We start from the raw sequence: 17,208 nt of genomic DNA, 5'->3' as shown, positions 1-17,208 counted from the left end.
TACTCGGCGATGCCCCGCATCACCGGACGCAGTGAGGGTTCTCGGCTCACGTCGGCGAAGATATGGACATCCTCTGTGAATCGCCTGGATGCGGAATGTTTTCGGCCCCAGGTTCGTCCTAGGGCTTATGAGCAGAGCAGTGCAGTTCGACGAATACGGTGAGATCGACGTCCTGCAGGTGCGTGATGTGTCGCGGCCCGTTCCCGCCGATGGTGAGGTGCTGGTCGAAGTCAGGGCGGCGGGAATCAATCCGGGAGAGGCCATGATTCGCCGCGGGGCCCTGCATGACCGGTTCCCCGCCACCTTTCCCTCCGGCCAGGGCAGCGACCTCGCCGGTGTGGTGGCCGGGACCGGACCGGGCGTCACCGGGTTCCAGGTCGGTGACGAGGTGCTGGGATTCTCTGATTCCAGGTCCAGTCACGCCGAGTATGTGACGGTGCCCGCCACGCAACTGGCCGTCAAACCGTCGGGCCTGTCCTGGGAGGTGGCCGGGTCGTTGTATGTCGCGGGGGCCACCGCCTACGCGGCAGTCCGCGCCGTGCGCCTGCAACCTGGCGACACGGTGGCGGTCGCGGGCGCGGCCGGCGGTGTCGGCACCATCGCGGTTCAGCTCGCGAAGCGCGCGGGCGCCGACGTGCTCGGCATTGCCGGACCCGGCAACGACGAATGGCTCTCGGCGCACGGTGTCATCCCGGTCAACTACGGCGATGGGCTGGCCACCAGGCTGCGCGCCGCGTCGCCATCGGGTCGCGTCGGTGCTTTCCTGGATTTCTTCGGTGGCGGATACGTGAAGCTGGCCGTCGAGGAGTTGCATGTCGATCCCCAAAGGGTCGACACCATCATCGATTTCCCCGCGATCGAGCAGTTCGGTGTCCAGGGTGCCGGCAATGCCGAGGGTTCTGACATCGCCGTGATCGCCGAGCTGGCGGAACTGGCCGCGGCCGGGGAACTGGAGGTGCCGATCGCCGGGGTGTTCGGCCTCGACGACGTGCGGACGGCCTACGCAGAGCTGGAAAAGCGCCATACCAGAGGCAAATTGGTGCTGAGGCCGTGACACGGGACCCGCAGATCGTTTGTCCGGGCGACGGTGCGGTGTGCGGGCGCACAGCACTTCCGGCGCGTAGCATCCAGGCATGAACAGGGCATTCGTCGTGACGTTGGCGCTCGGTGTGATCGTGGCGCTGTTCGGTTTGATCTGGGCACTGCAGGGCTTCGGTGTACTGCAGGGCAGTCCGATGAGCAATACCACCACCTGGTCGGTCATCGGCCCGATCACTGTGGTGATCGGCATCGTCATCTCCGTCTTCAGTTGGCGCAAGATCTCGTCGAAGTGACCGCCGGCGCCACGGCTATACCACGGTGAAGTCCACCGAATGCCAACCCGTTGCGCCGTCGGGCACGGTGGGGGCCTCCTCGGATGTCTGGACCGCCCCGGTGTTGTCGGTGGCCCGCACCGTGATGGTGTGCCGGCCCGGGCCGCTCGCCTGCCAGGGATAGCTCCACAACCGCCACGTCTGGTTGGAGTAGGCGTCGCCGAGTTGGGCGGCTTGCCATGGGCCGCCGTCGATTTGGACCTCGACCTGGCGTACGCCCCGGTTCTGCGCCCATGCGATTCCGCCGAAGGTCGTCGGGCCCACCGGTATTCGCTGGCCACGTTTGGGAACGTCGACGCGTGACTCGGTCTTGATCGGTCCGCGTGGTGCCCAGCCCTGTTTGGTCCAGTAGGCCTCTGCCCGGTCGAAGCGGGTCAGTTCGAGGTCGGTGACCCACTTGGTGGCCGACACGTAGCCGTAGAGCCCGGCCACCACCAGCCTGGCCGGGTAGCCGTGTTCGACGGGTAACGGCTGCCCGTTGAGGCCGATGGCCAGCAACGCGTCGCGGCCGTCAGCGAGGGCCTCCACCGGGGTGCCCACGGTGAACCCGTCGGCAGACGTCGACAGCACCATGTCGGCGTCAGGGGACACCCCTGCGGCGGCCAGCAGGTCGGTCAGCCGATAACCGGTCCACATCCCGGTCGAAATATATTCGCCACCAACTGGATTGGACACGCATGTCAGTGTCACGGCCTTCTCGACCACTTCGAACCGGTCCAGGTCGGCGAAGCTGTAGCTGATGTCGCGGTCCACCATGCCGTGGATGCGCAACCGCCATTCGTCGCGGCTCAACTGCGGCACACGTAGTGCGATGTCCACGCGGTAGAAGTCCCCGGCGTCGGTGATGAAGCTCGGCAGCGCAACGCCTTGCGGCTGCACGGTGGCCGCGACCGCCGGCGCGGGGATGCGCGGGCGAGGGATCACGGAGGTGTCGCGTTCTGCCGCCACGGAACTGGCCAACCGGTCGATGACGACACCCAGAAGTCCGCTTGCCGCCCCGAACCCGAGTAGACCGGCCGTGGTGAGCCATGTTCGTCGGGAGGCGTCGAATTTATCGGCGCCGCCCGCCTGCTCATGGTCTGGGGCGGGCCATATCCGCAGCGCGAGCAGGCGGAGTATCGCCACGCCCGCGGCGGTTCCCACCACGGTGGGCACGACGTCGAAAGGCGTTGCGCCGGGCCGGGTGAGCACGGCGGCACAGCCGAGCAGCCCCGCGACGACGAAGACGACGCTGCCGATCGGACGGCGTCGGGTTTCATACGTCGCGGCGAGGGCGGCCAGAGCGGCGATCACGACCAGCACGACGACCGCCAGGAAGAGTTTGTCCAGGTTGCCCAGCGTCTGAATCACGAATTCTTTGACGGGGCCGGGCGTCAGATCGACGATTGCCGAGCCGATCGCGCCGCGTGGTTCGGCCTGCGCGCGGAACGGTATGGCAACGATCGCGGCGATGCCGAGCGAAACCGCGGCGGCAGCGACGCCGCCGAGCATCCGGGCGTTGGGCGAGGACGTGGGTGAGGACGCCGACGTGGACTCAGCCGTGGACCCGGACGAGGACTGGGTCATCGTCCCCAAGGTACTCCTGCGCACAGAGCAGGGAGCCTGCCGTGAGGGGAAACGGCAGGCTCCCTGGGTGGGTGGATCTCTAGGTGGCCGACTGCGCGCCGAGCACCCGCTGGATGTCGGGCTTCATCTGCTGCAGCTGCTGTCCCCAGTAGCCCCAGGCGTGTGTGCCGTTGGCGGGGAAGTTGAACACCCCGTTGGTGCCGCCGGCGGCGATGTAGTTGTCCCGGAAGGTGACATTGGTGCGCAACGTCAGTCCTTCGAGGAACTGGGCTGCCATCAGATTGCCGCCGTTGGAGCCCGCGTCGAGATCCGACGGGGTTCCGGTGCCGCAGTAGATCCAGATGCGGGTGTTGTTGGCGACCAGCTGGTTGATGTTGACCATCGGGTCATTGCGCTTCCATGCCGGATCGGTCGACGGCCCCCACATGCTCTCCGCGTTGTAGCCGCCTGCATCGTTCATCGCCAGCCCGATCAGCATCGGCCACCAGCCCTCGGACGGGTTGAGGAAGCCCGAAAGCGTTCCGGCGTAGATGAATTGCTGCGGGTGGTGGATCGCGTAGGTCAGGGCCGCGCTGCCCGCCATCGAGATACCGACGACGGCGTTGCCGGTCTGCGACACGCCACGGTTGGCGGCGAGCCAGGTCGGCAGCTCGCTCGTCAGGAAGGTCTCCCACTTGTAGGTGTAGTCCTGACCGTTGCCCTTCGACGGCTGGTACCAGTCGGTGTAGAAGCTGGACTGCCCGCCGACCGGCATGACCACCGACAGGCCCGAATCGTTGTACCACTCGAACGCGGGGGTGTTGATGTCCCAGCCGTTGAAGTCATCCTGGGCGCGCAGGCCGTCGAGCAGGTAGACCGCGTGCGGCCCGCCACCCTGGAACTGGACGCGGATGTTTCGGTTCATGGACGGCGAGAACACGTCGAGGTACTCGACCGGCAGACCGGGGCGAGAAAATGCACCAGCGGTCGCCGAACCTCCTGCGAAGCCGATCAGCGCGGGCAGGGTGGCGGCTGCCATTGCCCCCGCTGCCAGTCGGCGCATCCACGCTCCGCGAATCTTGTTGAGGAACTTCATAACGGCAACCAACCGTCCTTTCTGCACGTATGCCAAGCAGTTTGCCGCTTGCTCCGGTAGTGAATCACGCGTCCCATCAGTCACACGGGTAACAACACCGCGCGCGCAGATCGCGGTTTACTAACGGTTGGAACTCGGCACCGAGACCGTCGGCGGCGCCGTCACCGCCCTGGTGCGGTGAGCGCCTGCTTGACGCTGGCCCGGCGCTCTTCGATCGCGCGGCCAATATCCTGAAGCAGCACAGGCTTTCGCGCGACCAGATCTTCGATGCACTCGCGGTCGAACTGCGCGACGGTGACCTCCGTGAGCGCGTATGCCGTTGTGGTCACCGGTTCGCGGGTCAGAGCAGTTTGGCCGAGAAAGTCGCCCTTCTCCAAGGTGAGCACGGGGACGAAGAGATCGTCGGTGCCGTTCACGGCCAGTTGCACCGTGCCGGCGACGACGAAGCTCATCTTCTTGGGGACCTGACCGACGACCTGGATGACCTCGTCGGTGCCGTACCGGGTGAGCCTGGCATGAGGCAGCAGCTCCTGCTGGTCCTCGGAGCTCAAGCGCAGGGTCGGGGCGATGAGACGAAGCGCCTGTTCGACGCGCTCAGTGGTGGCGAACTCGTCCTCGGCCTCGTCCAGATGCAGACCCGCCCGCCGGGAGGCGTACCAGGTCCAACGCAGGAACGTGGACCTCGCGGCGAAGTCGTCGGCGGGTGAATGCAGCGGGACCATGGTCTTGTACTGCAACGATCCGGCCGCGACGGTGGACACCGTGCCGTCACGGCGGAGGTGGGGCAGCCGGCGGGCCACTTCGGTGAGCATGCGGCAGACCTCGTCGGGAGCATCGTCGACGGCGAACACGGTCACCACACTGATGGTGTGTGCGGCTGCCGGACGGCTCAGGTTGGTGAACGATGCTCCGGCCAGCACGGAGTTCGGGATCACCTGCAGGCCGCTTCCGGTGTCGATGTGGGTTGCCCGCCAGTTCACCTCCACGACGCGGCCTCGCGCCGACGGCGCGTCGACCCAGTCACCGAGCCGGAACGGCTGCTCGAAGAGCAGAAGAAGCCCCGAGATGATCTGGCCGACGGAGTTCTGCAGCGCCAGACCCAGGACGATGGAGGACACGCCCAGGGCGGTGAAAAGCCCACCGATGTTGGCGCCCCAGATGTAGGCGAAGATCAAACCGATACCGATGGCGATCAGCGCGAACCGGGCCACGTCCAGGAAGATCGACGGAATCCGCTTGCGCCAACTGCCTTCCGGGGCGCTCTGGAAAAGCGTCGCGTTGAGTCCGGACAGCAACAGGACCAGCACGACGAAGCCGAACACCGTCGCCACGATGCGCACCGGTGTGGCTTCTCCGGAGATCTGCATCGCCTGGATCAACAGGACCAGCAGCGCGGCCAGCGGCAGGATGTAGGTGCGGACCAGGTGGACCGGGCCGGCCAGGAAGCTGCCGCGCCGCCGCAGTGCGCTGTGGAGCTCGGTGAGCGCCACCAGGCAGACCGGGAAACCGACCGCGACACCGATCGCCCAGTAGAACCAACCAGCGTCGAGGACGCCGGTCATCGTCGATCCAGTAACTGCCAGATCGGCTCGTCGGCGCCGTCGACCTGCACCGTGCCCGCTGCCTCGAGATCACGGGTATCGCCCACCACCTCGAACACCCGCGTGGTGACGTACACGCCCGGCTGTGGTGAGCCCCGCTGAACCCGGTACGCGAGATTCACCGCCGAGCCCCACATGTCGTACGCCAGATTGGAACGTCCCACCAGGCCACTGCTGACCGCGCCGGTGTCGATCCCCGCGCGCAGCTTCAGTGCCGCGCCGGCCTCGGTGTTGAATCTTTCGATGATGCGCTGCATCTCGAGGGCGAAATCCACCATCCGCCGGACGTTGTCGAGCCGCGGTACGCTCAACCCCGAGCTGGCCCAGTAGCCGTTACGCAGGGTGCGAACCCGCTCGACCCCCAGATCGTCTGCGGCGGCGTCGAATTGGTGCACCAGGCGGTTGACGATCGCCAGCGCCTCTTCTGAGGGCATTCCTGATGTCAGCTCGTCCAGACCGACCGTGTCGGCGAACAGGACGGTCACGTTGTGGTGGTCCTGCGCGATCGTCTCTTCGCCGTCCCGGTATCGCTGCACCACCGACTCCGGCATGAGCGTGCGCAGCAACCGGTCGTTCTCCCGACGCTGCTCGGCGAGCAGATCTTCCTTGATCGCCAACGCGCGGCTCATGTCGTTGAATGCCATTGTCAGATCACCGAATTCGTCTCGGGATTGCACCGGGATCGAGATGTCGTAATCGCCCGCGCCGATCTGCTGGGCACCGGCCTCCAGCCGGCGCAGCGGCCGGACGAACAACCTCGCCAACATCATGGCCGCCAGGCACACGATGAAGGTGATGACCACAGTCGACAACACCAGGGTGCGGGTGAACGTCGTGACGGGAGCGAAGGCCTCGGCCGTGTCGATCTTCGCGACCACCGACCAGTTCAGCCCGTGCAGCGTGACCGGCGCGTAGGCCTGCAGCGTCTCGTCGCCCAGGTAGTCGTCTTCGATCACCGTGCCGCTCTGGCCACGCAGGGCCAACCGGGTCGCGGTGGTCTCCACCGGCTGCACCAGCGTGGTCCCGTGCTGGCGCAGCGATTTCGCCGCCACGGCAGGCGGCGTCCCGGCATCGATGACGTCACGTTCGAACTTTTCCGGATTCTGAAGGAACAGCCGCGAATCCGACCGCATCAGACCGTCGGGCCCGACCAGGAACGTCTCGCCGGTAGCACCCATGCCTGCGGTTTCCCATTGCTTGTCCGCTGTCATGAGCCGGTTGATCTCGGAGATGGGAAATTGAAGGGCAAGGACTCCCTCGACCCGGCCGGGCGGGCCGACCGGCGCCATCATCCACGCCGTGGGCTCATCGGCCGGCTGGTAGTCACCGAAGTCGGTGATGCCGACATAGTCGACGGCGTTCGACTCCAGCGTCTTCTCGTAGCCGTCTCTCAGCAGGCTCTGGCGATACGGGCCGGTGAGGATGTTGGTGCCGAGGTCGACGCCCTTGTACGCCGTGTAGACCACGTTGCCTGCGGTGTCGAGCAGCAGTGCGTCCTCGAATCGGAAGCGTTCCACGATCTCTCGGAAGTAGTCGTTGAACCTGGCGTTCGCGGCCGACCATGCGCTGCCGTCACGGGCATCGTCGACGCGGATGGACTTTTCCGGGTCGGCGACCGGTGCTGTGTAATACGCCTGCAGGTACTTCTGCGCATTGGAGGTGGGCAGCAGGCGGGACACGTCGACGGCGTCGCCGGTCTGCTCCTGCTCGTACGGCTTGAACTCGGAGTTGTAGTAGTCGACGATCGACTGCCACTGCTGCGGGTTGATCGTCGAGTTGTTGAGCTGACCGAATCCGCCGGAGAACGCCTCGACGGCCTCGATGGTCGTCGTCCCCCGGGTATAGACGATCAGCGAGTCCTCGAGATCGGAGAACTTGGACTCCAGCTGCCGGGTTTGCGATTCGCGCACCTCGGTCAGCCGGTCGAACACCGACTGCCGCAGCGACGACCGCCCTGACTGGTATCCGATGGCACCTACCACGGCGGCCGACAGAATGCTGGTCACAAGCAGCATGACCAGCAGCTTTGACTGGATGCTGATCCGGGACAGGACCGGCCGGCGCGCAGTTCTGGGCGGGGCGACGTGCTCTGCGTCGGCTGTTGTAGTCATTGAATCCCGAAGATTAGCTTGTCACGATGTATTGCGTGAGGCTGCGCGACAAACTGCGCTCATGAGCGCGCCGTTCGACTTGCAGAGATTTCTCGACGCCCAGGCCGGGGTGTACTCCGATGTCTGCGACGAACTGCGCGAAGGCCGCAAGCGCAGCCACTGGATCTGGTTCATCTTCCCGCAGTTGCGCGGGCTGGGCCGAAGCTCGACCGCCCGGCACTACGGCATCGCGTCGCGCGAGGAGGCCAGGGCCTACCTGGCCCACGATGTTCTCGGTCCCCGGTTACGGGAGTGCGCCCGGTTGGTGGCCCAGGTCGAGGGGCGCACCGCCGAGCAGATCTTCGGCCGGCCGGACTGTCTGAAGGTCCGGTCATCCATGACGTTGTTCGCCGCGGCCGCCGCCGGCCCTGCCGAGCAAGGGGACTTTCAGGCCGTACTGGACAAGTTCTATGACGGGCGCGGGGATCGGTTGACCCTCGAGATGCTCAGTGCGGCTCGATGATCAACCACCCGTGTGGCGGAACGTGAGGATGGCTGATGTCGTCCTGCGGCGGTGCACCGGAACCGGCGACCACTCGGCCCGAGGTCACTCCGAGGTCGGGCAGCGCGACCGGCAGCGGCGCGTCGTCGATATTGAGCGCGACGACCAGTGAATCGTCACCCCGGCCGGTCCGATAGACGTAGTGGGTATTGGTCACCTGCAGCGGTGAGGTCTTCGCGGTGTGCAGCCAGGGATGGCGCCGACGCAGTCCGATCAGATACTGATGCAGCCGGAGCTCGTCGGAATCATCTGGGAGGCTGGAGAATTCCGGGCGAACCGCATCGTCGCCGCCGCGGCGTTCCTCTTTGACGCCGCGGTGGCCGAACTCGTCGCCGGCATAGATGCTCGGCGTTCCGCCCGTGGTCATCAGCAGCACCAGGGCATGCTCAAGGTGCGCGGAATTCTGCAACTGACTGGCTATCCGGGTCACGTCATGGTTGCCCACGAAGGTCAGCGGTACGAACGTGTCGAGGAAGTCGTTGTGCCGCTTGAGCGCCCAGTCCAGTTCGTGAAAGTTGCCGTCGTTGAGGCTGCTCCAGATCGCCTTCCAGAGCTCATACTGCGTCACCGAGTCGAATGTGGATGCGTGGACCGTCGCGGAATAGTCGCCGTGGATCACCTCGCCGACGAACCAGGCATCGGGGAAGTCTCGGCGCACCGACGGCAGCACCCGCGCCCAGAACCGGTCGGGCACCGCATAGGCGGCATCGAGGCGCCAGCCGTCGGCGCCCCGGTCGAGCCAGTGGCGCAGCACGGTGGCGGTGTAATCGATCACCTCGGGCTCGTCGTGGTCGAGCGCGATCAGCTCGCCGTGCCCTTCGAACGTAGCGAATCCGGATGTGCCTGCGCCGCGCCGAAACCACCGTGACGCAGGGTGGTCGGGCCCGCCGTCGACGGCTTCGCGGTATCGGCCGAAATCGGTGCCGACATGGTTGAACACGCCGTCGAGCAGGATTCGTAACCCACGCCGGCGCGCTTCGGCGACAAGGTGATCGAAGTCGTCGTCGTCACCCAGGCGCGGGTCGATGCGGAAGTGATCGGTGGTGTCGTAACCGTGGGTGCGTGAGGCGAAGACGGGCCCGAGCGCGATACCGGAGGCGCCGAGCCGCACAGCGTGATCCAGCCATCCGACGATGCGGCGCAGCCGGTGCTCGCCGGCCGACGGTGGCGGGTCGGCGGGGAACGCGCCGACGAAACCCAGTGGATAGATCTGCCACCAGACGGCATGCGCGACCCAGGACGGCTCAGACACGAAACTTCGCCGCGTACAGATCTTTCATGGTCGCGGCCAGTTCCCGCGCCGGCCCGTCCACCTCCACGCCGGGGGCCACGGCGCTGATGGGCAGCGGGGCCACCGGAGCGGGCGGCACACCCCACTCGGACAGCCATCCGACCAGTTGCTCCGACGAGGTGGCGTAGACGATGCGGCCCAGCCCCACCCATGCGTGCGCGGCAGAGCACATCGGGCAGTGCTCACCGGAGGTGTATACCGTGGCGCTGGCGCGGTCCTGGGGGCTCAGATGCTCGACGGCCCAACGGGCGATGGCGAATTCGGGGTGCTGGGTGGCGTCCCCGTCCTTGACCCTGTTGCGGTCGGCGAACACCGTCGCTCCGGTGTGGTCGACCAGGATCGATCCGAAGGGTTCGTCACCGTCATCGAGTGCTTCGCGGGCCAACTCGACACATCTGCGTAGGTGATCGAGGTCGTCTTCGGTGATGGCCACGCCGGCGAGTTTACGCCCGTGCCGGCGCCGGCAGGTTCAGTCGCCGTCGCAACACGGATGTGTCGCCACGTCGAGGCGGCAGGCACAGGAGGCCCGGACTGTGACGTCGGCACGGGCCTGGGCCAACTCCAGAAGCTGTCCGATGATGACTGCCTCGGCGTCGCGACCCAACCGGCGCAGGCATTCGTGGTAGCCGTGCAAGCTCCACACGTTGTTGGGGTGGTGACTGGACCGGCTCAGCGTGGGGTCCAGGCCCAGATCAGCGGCGTAGACCTCGGCGGCCTCCTCGACGTGCCCCTGCTCGAGCAGTAGTGCGCCGTAGGCGTGGCGGGTGGGCTGCATCCATCCCCATGGTTCGTCGTAGGGCAGCGCGTCGTCGAGTTCGACGGCGCGGCGCAGATGGCTGAAGGCCGTGTCGTAATCGCCCTCCCGGTAGGCGATCTCACCGTTCAGCATCTGTTCGGCGATGGCCAGGATGTCGCGGCTGGTGTTGTTGAACAGGTACCTCGTATCGGGTACGCGCCGGTATGCCGCGAGGAAGTCGTCCCGCTCCGCCCGGGCCTGCTCGACGTTCCCGGTGGCGGCATACGCGACGCCGCGGCCGTAATGGATCGTCGCGGTGGTGGTGCAGTACAACTCGGGATCGACGGGCAGCGGTTCGGCGATCAGGTCGGCCCAGCGGCCGAAACGCACCAGCACGTGCACCCGCAGTGGGACGAAGGCCTCCAGCCAGTCCGCCATCGGCGGTGAGGGGACCGAGAGCACCTCGGGGGTCAGTTGGGCGGCCAGTTCCTCGGCGGCGTCCAGCGCGATCTGCGAACTGCCTTGGAACATCGCCGAATACACGACGAAATGGAGGTCGTGCGCACGGTAGAGCGAATAGAAGTTCAGCGCGCCCTCGCGTTCGACGAACTTCCTGTCGGCTTGTACCGCAGCGAGATTGGCCGTCACCGAGTTGCGGTAGGCACCGCACAGCACGTCGATGTGGCTGGCCATGTGCTGCAGGTGCCCGGCGTCGGGGACCAGCCCACGCAGCAGATCGGCGGCGGGCAGTGCGGCCTGCGGCGTCGTCGACATCTCCATCGCGTGGATGTACAGGTGCAGCGCACCGGGGTGCTGCCGTCCGGCGTCCGTGGACAGCGCGGCGTCGAGGATCCGTTTCGCCTCCACCACACGCGATCCCGGGGCCGGCTCACCGGTGCGGCCGTCCCACAACGCCCACGCCGTCACGTTCAGCAGGGCATCGGCGGCCAGCGTCTGTACGTCGATGTCGTCGGGGTGGGCCGCCGCCAGCGCCGTCATCGCGTCGGCGTAAGCGGCGTGCCCTGCGGTCAGGGATTCGGCATCCTCGGGGTCGGCGGTCGGAAATCGCTTGTGCAGAGCGGATATCAGGCCGCGTTCGAGAGTCGAGGCACGGCCCGTGGCGGCACTTTCGAGCTCAGCCCGGGCCCGGGTCAGCGACCTGCTCAGGTCGGTGGGGTCGAACGCGTCCCAGGCCTTGTTGTAGTTGGGCCCGACCGCGTAGGCAATACCCCAGCGGGCGAGCGCGAAATCCGGGTCGAGTCGCAGCGCACGTTCGAAGCAGCGGATGGCCTCCTCGTGGTTGAAGGCGTAGGACCAGATCATGCCGCGGTCGAACCAGATCTGCGCCGGGGGTGAGGGGGTGTCCGTCGGCCGGTGGTAGGTCCCGAGCTGGTAATACGGTTCGGTCTGGGCGGCATCGGTCACGGTGCTGACGTTAGTTCAGCAACCGTGCCGGTGCCTACGGTTGGAGGAACGGCTGAGCCGAAGCCGGGGTGGCTCGACACCGGCGCGCAGAGCATGTTCTAGTTCACCAATGCCCGGTTACACCCATGTCGAGGGTCTCAGTTCTGCGGACGTGCGGCGACTGCGGTCGGTGTGGGAACCGCTGGCCGGTTCGGTGCGGGCTCTCATCGACGCCAGCATCCGTTCGGAGGTCGACGCCGACGAGGTCGCGGCGGTGCGGGCCCAGATCGAGGATGCGACCGCGCGGTTGCAGGCCAAACAGATCGACGGGCCGTTCGGTGTGCGCTTCACCTCCGACGGGGACCGGATGCCGTGGGGCAACCCGGCGATCGGCATCCGCAATCCGATCGCGCCGCCGCTGGTGATGGTCAAGGATCCTGACGGCACCGTCCATACCGACTTCCACCTCGGGGCGCCGTACGAAGGGCCGCCCGGCCACGTGCACGGCGGCATGGTCGCCATGGTGCTCGATCACGTGCTGGGGGAGGTGGCTGCCAGCGACTCGGATCGCCCGCGGTTCACCGGCACGCTAACCATCCGCTATCTGCGGGCGACTCCGCTGGGCGATCTGCATGCCGAGGGGCGGATCACCCGTACGGACGGGATCAAAGCCTTTGCCTCTGGCCATGTTTCGGATGCGGAGGGGATCACCGCAGAGGCCGAGGGGGTTTTCATCCTGCCGAAATGGGCGCGCGGGTGAACTAGGGCGAGTCGCTTGCGGGCTCGACGCGATCGATCGCGATGTCCTCGAGGCTGCGGGTGATCGTGTTGAGTTCGCCGATCAGGATGCGGGCCGCACCGTTGTCGGCGGACAACGTCGAGGCCACGTTGTGCACCCGCCGCAGTGCCGTCGACAGTTCGGCGGTATCCAGGCTCCACGGCACGGCGGGGCTCGGGGGTGCTCCGCGCAGCGCCTCCACGTAATCGTCGACCGCGGCGATGAACTCGCCGTGCAGGGCTGACGACGGATGCGTCGGCAGGCTGTTCTCCAGCGTGGTGCAGGCACTGGTCACCGAGTTCAGGGCGGTGCGGTAGGACCGTAGCCACCGCCGCAGGATCGGTGGGTCCAGACTGGTGGCGCCCCACGCGGCCTCGAATGCGGCCCGGGCGCGGAACGCCCGCTGCCAGGCCGCGGACAGGACCTCCGCCGGGTGGTCGATTTCGTGCACGAATGCCTTGATCACCAGAGCGGCGTAGTCGATCTCGGTCATCAGCAGTTCCCCGGCCCGCTGACGCAACCGGATCATGGCATGGTCGGGCAGCGCCACATGCGCCATGACCGCCAGGGCACCGCCGATCATCACGGCGAACAGCCGGTCGGCGTTGCCGGACCAGGGCGCCGATGCGCTCACCCCGATGGCGAACATGACGATCGCGCCGACCGTCGCGCCGACGGCGAGATAGCCGAACCGCGCGACGCCGTAGGCCAGACCGACGAACAGCAGCGCGCATACCGCTGAGCCGATCGGGCCGGGCTGCCAGATGGAGGTGAGGATCGAGGCCACGACGATGCCGACGCAGAGGCCTGCGATGCGACCGGCGCACCGCGTGTAGGTGTGCGCCGTTTCCGGCCGCATGACCACCACCACGGCCAACGGCATCCAGTAGCCGTGCTCGAGCCCGCCGTACCGGGCCGCCGCGACCGCGAGCGCCGTTGTGACCGACAGCCGGATGGCGTGGCGGAGGATCGGCGACGTCCAGGTCAGGTGCGAGCGCACCACCGCAGGCGCCGAGGCCAGCGAGCCGATCAGGTCGGGACGGTGCAACTGGCCGAACCGAAGTACCGTTGCCTCGCGCAGTTGTTCGCAGAATCGTTGTGCGAGCGCAGCTTCGGGACCTGTCACGGCGGCCGTGGCGCTCTGAACCCGTACCAGGGCATGCTCGGCGTCCCGTCGGGCGGTGTGACCGTGATCGGCGATCGCGTCGAGCAGCGCCGCCGCGGCGGTCAGCAGTTGGGCCAGCCCGTTGTCGGCCGCCGATTGGTCGTCGGCCTGGTCGTCGTTCTTGTTGTCGGCGGTGGCGTGCAGCGCGGCCAGTGTGCCGGCCAGGCGTTCGGGCAGCCGATATCCGCCGTGGTAGGCCCGGGGCCGCTGGCTCACCTGGCTGTCGGCGAACACCTCACGTAACCAGGTGAGCGGCGCGTCGTCGACATCGGTGGCGCTGTGGGCCGCGACGTTGCGTGAATCGGCGGCCAATGACCGGTAGGCGCGGGTGAGCCCGTCGCGTTGGACCCGCCAGCGCCGAGGCGGCCAGACGACGATGAGCACCGCCTGAACCACACCGGCGAACACCACGAGAACGGGTGCCAGCACGACCTGTGCCGGCGTGGGGGCGACCGGTGGCGCCAGCACCAGCAGTGCGCTCGCCGCCGAGGCCACCAGGCCCGAATTGGCTCCGAGCGACCACTGCATGCCTGCGGCGAAGCACCACAGCGCCACCACGGCGATGAACAGCGGGCTGTCCCGGCCGGCAATGGTTCCGAGCAGCACCGCGATGGCCAGTTCGACGGAGCCCGTGATGACCAGGGGGACGCGGCCGCCCGGGCTGCGCTGTAGCGCGATGGCGCCGGCGATGACGCCGGCACTCAGTGTCCACATCGCGGTGGCGCCGGAACCCCACGCCATGGCGACGGCTGTCACCGCCAGGACGCCGATCAGGCTGCGGGCCACCGCGCCGGCGTCGGGGGTGTTCAGCCGGAGCGCGTCGGCTGCCTGTCCACCCGTGTGCACCCCACCATTCTCACTCGGCGCGGGCCGCCCGTGTGCCAACCGCCCACGCGTGGCGCGGATCGGTGCCCCGGTGGGTGGGTGATGGGCCGGGTAGGTTCTCCCACCGTGGAGAAAGTCATCGTCCTGCTACGCGCCCCGCAGTCGGATCAGCAGTGGTGTGAGCGGCTGCGCAGCCGCGTCGCCGATGAGCTGCTGGCTCTCGGTCTCCCCGGCCTCACGGTCAATGTTCGCGACGACGCGGTGCGTGAGTCGTTGATGACGTTGACGACGCTGGACCCGCCGGTGGTGGCGGTGATCAGCCTGTGGGTTCAGCAGTACTACGGTGAACAGGTCGGCCGGGCCTTGGAAATCCTTGCCGCTGAATGTGATTCACTCGCCGCGTATCTGGTCACCGAATCGGTACCGATGTCGCCGCCGCCGACCGGGGTGGGGGAGCGCACCGACGGGCTGGCCAATATCGCGCTGTTGCGCAGGCCACCGGATCTCGATGCGGCCACCTGGTTGCATCGTTGGCACGTGGATCACACGTCGGTTGCCATCGAAACCCAGGACACGTTCGGCTATACCCAGAACACCGTGGTCCGTGCCTTGACCGACGACGCCCCGGCGATCGACGGCATCGTGGAGGAGCTGTTCCGCCAGCAGGCGGTCTCGGATCTGCACGCGTTCTTCGGTGCTGCCGACGATGACGACCTGGCCGACCGCATGCGCCGGATGGTCGCCAGCACCGACGCCTTCGGTGCCAGCAGCAACATCGACACGGTGCCGACCAGCCGTTATGTCTACGCCAGCCCCCTCGGCGACGGTTTGTCCGCACCCGGCCGGCAATAGTGGAACGTGTTCTAGTTAGGCTGCAGCGGTCACGGCGCGTACGCGAGGAGTGAGAAATGGCCCTGCTGATCGAGGACAACAACCGGGTTCGCACCCTGACCCTCAACCGCCCGGATGCGCTCAATGCGTTCAACGAGGCGCTGTACGACCAGACGACGGTTGCCTTGCGTGCCGCGGCCGAGGATCCCGACGTGGCGGTGGTGCTACTGACCGGTGCCGGAAGGGCTTTCAGCGCGGGCAATGACCTCGTCGAGATGCAGACCCGCATCACCAACCCGGAATTCACCCCGGGTGAGCACGGCTTCTACGGAATGCTCGAGGTGCTGGCCGATTTCCCGAAGCCGCTGATCTGCGCGGTCAACGGGGTCGGCGTGGGTATCGGCGCAACCATCCTGGGGTTCGCCGATCTGGCGTTCATGTCGTCCACGGCCCGGTTGAAGTGCCCGTTCACCAGTCTTGGCGTGGCGCCCGAGGCCGCCTCGTCGTATCTGATGCCACGGCTGCTCGGCAGGCAGAATGCCGCGTGGCTCTTGATGTCGTCGGAATGGGTGGATGCGACCGAGGCTCGTGAGATGGGGCTGGTGTGGAAGGTCTGTGAGCCCGACGTTCTGCTGGCCGAGGCTCGCCGCTATGCCGAAACCCTGGCGGCCAAACCGATTTCGAGCCTGGTCGCCGTCAAGCAGGCGATGGTGGCCCCGATCCGCGAGCAGATCGCGGCGGCCGTGGAGCGGGAGAAGGGGTTGTTCGTCGAATTGGTGGGCGCTGCGGCCAACGTCGATGCGCTGGCCCAGTTCGCCGATCGCAAGCGTTAGTGCCTGGCCCGCGAAGGGCAACCGTTGAACTCCGAGGGGCGGCCCTCGGCTGCCTGATGGGCGGCGATGATGGCGCGGATGGTGCGCCGGCATCGTCCGCAATCGGCCCCCGCGCCGCAGGCTTCGGCGACCTCTTTGGAGGTGGTGGCCCCGGACTCCACGATTTCGTTGACGACCTGACTCGTCGCGCCGGTACACAGGCAGACGAACATCAGTCTTCCCGCTCGTCGACGTCCATGATGTAGGCCAACTTGCCCACGAACAGGCTGGGGTAGGCGCCGAATCCGGCGGTCGTCATCCACTCGGCGGCCGCGTCCGGATGGTCGATCCACTGCCTGGCGCTGATCTCGTCGGAGACCTCCTGCAGGATCATCACTTCCTGGCCGTCGTCGAGCGCCTGGTAGACCCAGATCTTGCGGATGCCGCCCTGCTCGAAGCGGGCCAGGCCGTCGTGCACCTTGCGCATCAAGGTCGGCACGTCGTCGACGGTGGCAACCGCACCCACGATCACCCCGGCCACATGCCCCTCCGGGGACGGCTCGACGAGATCGATTTTCTCCACCACTTCGCCGCCGAATATCGGCGGGATATCTTCGACGCCGGAAATATCGAACCATTCGAAAATCGCCGGTGAACGCAACACATCGCGGATGGACCTGGCATGGCGGATGCCGATGGTCACCAATACCCGGCCCGGCTCCCAAATTGATTTGTACAGCACCACATGATGGGCGCCGATCGACAATAGGCCGGAACGGTGCTTCTTCATCCATTTCCACATTTGCTCGACGTCGTCGACGCGGAAATCGCAAGAAAGTATGAGCGAGTGCAAATCGTACTCACTCATTGTTACCGGCCTTTCTTTCGGGGTGCGACAAGGAATTAGCGCAGTCTAACCTTAGTTAGGACAGCCAGTCCACTCTTCGTGGCCACGCCTCGGTCCGCGCGCCCCAGAAGTTCTGCTAATACCGCAAGAACACGCCGAATTGGGTGTCAACCATTGCGTCCCACAGTGCTTTCTGGACTAGATTGGAAGTGCATGGCAAACGGCAACACTTGACCAGCCCTCAAGGTGCTT

Annotated in this window: 16 protein-coding genes; 6 read left to right on the top strand and 10 right to left on the bottom strand. The window is 66.7% G+C overall.

The features are described 5' to 3' along the window. The first annotated feature begins 127 nt into the window (after positions 1-127). On the top strand, positions 128-1,054 hold the full coding sequence (locus QQ25_RS17695) for an NADP-dependent oxidoreductase (protein WP_039380183.1): 927 nt from the start codon (positions 128-130) through the stop codon (positions 1,052-1,054). A gap of 79 nt (positions 1,055-1,133) precedes the next feature. After that, positions 1,134-1,334: a hypothetical protein gene (locus QQ25_RS17690; protein ID WP_039320860.1), complete on the top strand. Its 201-nt coding sequence runs from the start codon at positions 1,134-1,136 to the stop codon at positions 1,332-1,334. 15 nt (positions 1,335-1,349) lie between these two features. Here the strand turns inward: QQ25_RS17690 and QQ25_RS17685 are convergent, their stop codons facing one another. The 4 genes from QQ25_RS17685 to QQ25_RS17670 all read right to left on the bottom strand — a co-directional run bounded on the left by QQ25_RS17685 (position 1,350) and on the right by QQ25_RS17670 (position 7,726). Then, complete coding sequence (locus QQ25_RS17685) at positions 1,350-2,864, bottom strand: molybdopterin-dependent oxidoreductase (RefSeq protein WP_039380181.1); 1,515 nt, start codon at positions 2,862-2,864, stop codon at positions 1,350-1,352. 154 nt (positions 2,865-3,018) lie between these two features. Further along, a complete protein-coding gene (locus QQ25_RS17680; protein WP_039320856.1) occupies positions 3,019-4,014 on the bottom strand; it encodes an esterase family protein in 996 nt (331 codons plus the stop codon). Positions 4,015-4,175: 161 nt separating this feature from the next. Then, on the bottom strand, positions 4,176-5,576 hold the full coding sequence (locus QQ25_RS17675; protein WP_039380179.1) for a mechanosensitive ion channel family protein: 1,401 nt from the start codon (positions 5,574-5,576) through the stop codon (positions 4,176-4,178). Next, a complete protein-coding gene (locus tag QQ25_RS17670; RefSeq protein WP_039380177.1) occupies positions 5,573-7,726 on the bottom strand; it encodes an adenylate/guanylate cyclase domain-containing protein in 2,154 nt (717 codons plus the stop codon). The genes QQ25_RS17675 and QQ25_RS17670 overlap by 4 nt, the downstream gene beginning before the upstream one ends. Positions 7,727-7,787: 61 nt before the next feature. On the opposite strand from QQ25_RS17670, the gene QQ25_RS17665 reads away from it, so the two are divergent. Further along, complete coding sequence (locus QQ25_RS17665) at positions 7,788-8,228, top strand: DUF1810 domain-containing protein (protein WP_039320851.1); 441 nt, start codon at positions 7,788-7,790, stop codon at positions 8,226-8,228. Here the strand turns inward: QQ25_RS17665 and QQ25_RS17660 are convergent. The 3 genes from QQ25_RS17660 to QQ25_RS17650 are packed head-to-tail and all read right to left on the bottom strand — an operon-like array spanning position 8,212 to position 11,719. Beyond that, a complete protein-coding gene (locus QQ25_RS17660; RefSeq protein ID WP_039380175.1) occupies positions 8,212-9,519 on the bottom strand; it encodes an alpha-amylase family protein in 1,308 nt (435 codons plus the stop codon). The two genes, QQ25_RS17665 and QQ25_RS17660, sit on opposite strands and share 17 nt — an antisense overlap. After that, complete coding sequence (locus QQ25_RS17655; RefSeq protein WP_039380173.1) at positions 9,512-9,991, bottom strand: nucleoside deaminase; 480 nt, start codon at positions 9,989-9,991, stop codon at positions 9,512-9,514. Before QQ25_RS17655 ends, QQ25_RS17660 begins: the two co-directional genes overlap by 8 nt. A 36-nt stretch (positions 9,992-10,027) precedes the next feature. After that, entirely contained in the window at positions 10,028-11,719 is a 1,692-nt protein-coding gene (locus QQ25_RS17650) for a tetratricopeptide repeat protein (RefSeq protein WP_039380172.1), read from the bottom strand. Between the two features lie 109 nt (positions 11,720-11,828). On the opposite strand from QQ25_RS17650, the gene QQ25_RS17645 reads away from it, so the two are divergent. Then, a complete protein-coding gene (locus QQ25_RS17645) occupies positions 11,829-12,458 on the top strand; it encodes a PaaI family thioesterase (protein WP_039320843.1) in 630 nt (209 codons plus the stop codon). A 1-nt stretch (position 12,459) separates the two neighbouring features. Here QQ25_RS17645 and QQ25_RS17640 read toward each other — a convergent pair whose 3' ends face one another. Continuing rightward, complete coding sequence (locus tag QQ25_RS17640; RefSeq protein WP_039380170.1) at positions 12,460-14,487, bottom strand: FUSC family protein; 2,028 nt, start codon at positions 14,485-14,487, stop codon at positions 12,460-12,462. Between the two features lie 105 nt (positions 14,488-14,592). Between QQ25_RS17640 and QQ25_RS17635 the strand changes: the two genes are divergently transcribed. Beyond that, positions 14,593-15,318 carry an EthD domain-containing protein gene (locus QQ25_RS17635; protein WP_052235910.1) on the top strand — a complete coding sequence of 242 codons (726 nt, stop codon included), beginning with the start codon at positions 14,593-14,595 and terminating at the stop codon, positions 15,316-15,318. Positions 15,319-15,374: 56 nt separating this feature from the next. Next, complete coding sequence (locus tag QQ25_RS17630) at positions 15,375-16,130, top strand: enoyl-CoA hydratase/isomerase family protein (RefSeq protein WP_039320840.1); 756 nt, start codon at positions 15,375-15,377, stop codon at positions 16,128-16,130. Here the strand turns inward: QQ25_RS17630 and QQ25_RS17625 are convergent. Next, positions 16,127-16,342 carry a (2Fe-2S)-binding protein gene (locus QQ25_RS17625; RefSeq protein WP_039380168.1) on the bottom strand — a complete coding sequence of 72 codons (216 nt, stop codon included), beginning with the start codon at positions 16,340-16,342 and terminating at the stop codon, positions 16,127-16,129. The genes QQ25_RS17630 and QQ25_RS17625 overlap by 4 nt on opposite strands. Further along, the gene (locus tag QQ25_RS17620) at positions 16,342-16,977 is read right to left on the bottom strand and encodes a hypothetical protein (protein ID WP_039320837.1); all 636 of its coding nucleotides are present in this window, start codon (positions 16,975-16,977) and stop codon (positions 16,342-16,344) included. The genes QQ25_RS17625 and QQ25_RS17620 overlap by 1 nt, the downstream gene beginning before the upstream one ends. Positions 16,978-17,208 lie beyond the last annotated feature (231 nt).

This window comes from Mycolicibacterium setense, from assembly GCF_000805385.1.
Classification (GTDB): Bacteria; Actinomycetota; Actinomycetes; order Mycobacteriales; family Mycobacteriaceae; genus Mycobacterium; species Mycobacterium setense.
This window is presented reverse-complemented; position numbering and strand designations above follow the sequence as displayed.

Excerpts from the sequence above, each read along its gene's own strand:
- QQ25_RS17695 (WP_039380183.1), top strand. The coding sequence starts at position 128 with ATGAGCAGAGCAGTGCAGTTCGACGAATACGGTGAGATCGACGTCCTG.
- QQ25_RS17690 (WP_039320860.1), top strand. The coding sequence starts at position 1,134 with ATGAACAGGGCATTCGTCGTGACGTTGGCGCTCGGTGTGATCGTGGCG.
- QQ25_RS17685 (WP_039380181.1), bottom strand. The coding sequence starts at position 2,864 with ATGCTCGGCGGCGTCGCTGCCGCCGCGGTTTCGCTCGGCATCGCCGCG.
- QQ25_RS17680 (WP_039320856.1), bottom strand. The coding sequence starts at position 4,014 with ATGAAGTTCCTCAACAAGATTCGCGGAGCGTGGATGCGCCGACTGGCA.
- QQ25_RS17675 (WP_039380179.1), bottom strand. The coding sequence starts at position 5,576 with ATGACCGGCGTCCTCGACGCTGGTTGGTTCTACTGGGCGATCGGTGTC.
- QQ25_RS17670 (WP_039380177.1), bottom strand. The coding sequence starts at position 7,726 with ATGACTACAACAGCCGACGCAGAGCACGTCGCCCCGCCCAGAACTGCG.
- QQ25_RS17665 (WP_039320851.1), top strand. The coding sequence starts at position 7,788 with ATGAGCGCGCCGTTCGACTTGCAGAGATTTCTCGACGCCCAGGCCGGG.
- QQ25_RS17645 (WP_039320843.1), top strand. The coding sequence starts at position 11,829 with ATGCCCGGTTACACCCATGTCGAGGGTCTCAGTTCTGCGGACGTGCGG.
- QQ25_RS17630 (WP_039320840.1), top strand. The coding sequence starts at position 15,375 with ATGGCCCTGCTGATCGAGGACAACAACCGGGTTCGCACCCTGACCCTC.
- QQ25_RS17625 (WP_039380168.1), bottom strand. The coding sequence starts at position 16,342 with ATGTTCGTCTGCCTGTGTACCGGCGCGACGAGTCAGGTCGTCAACGAA.
- QQ25_RS17620 (WP_039320837.1), bottom strand. The coding sequence starts at position 16,977 with ATGAGTGAGTACGATTTGCACTCGCTCATACTTTCTTGCGATTTCCGC.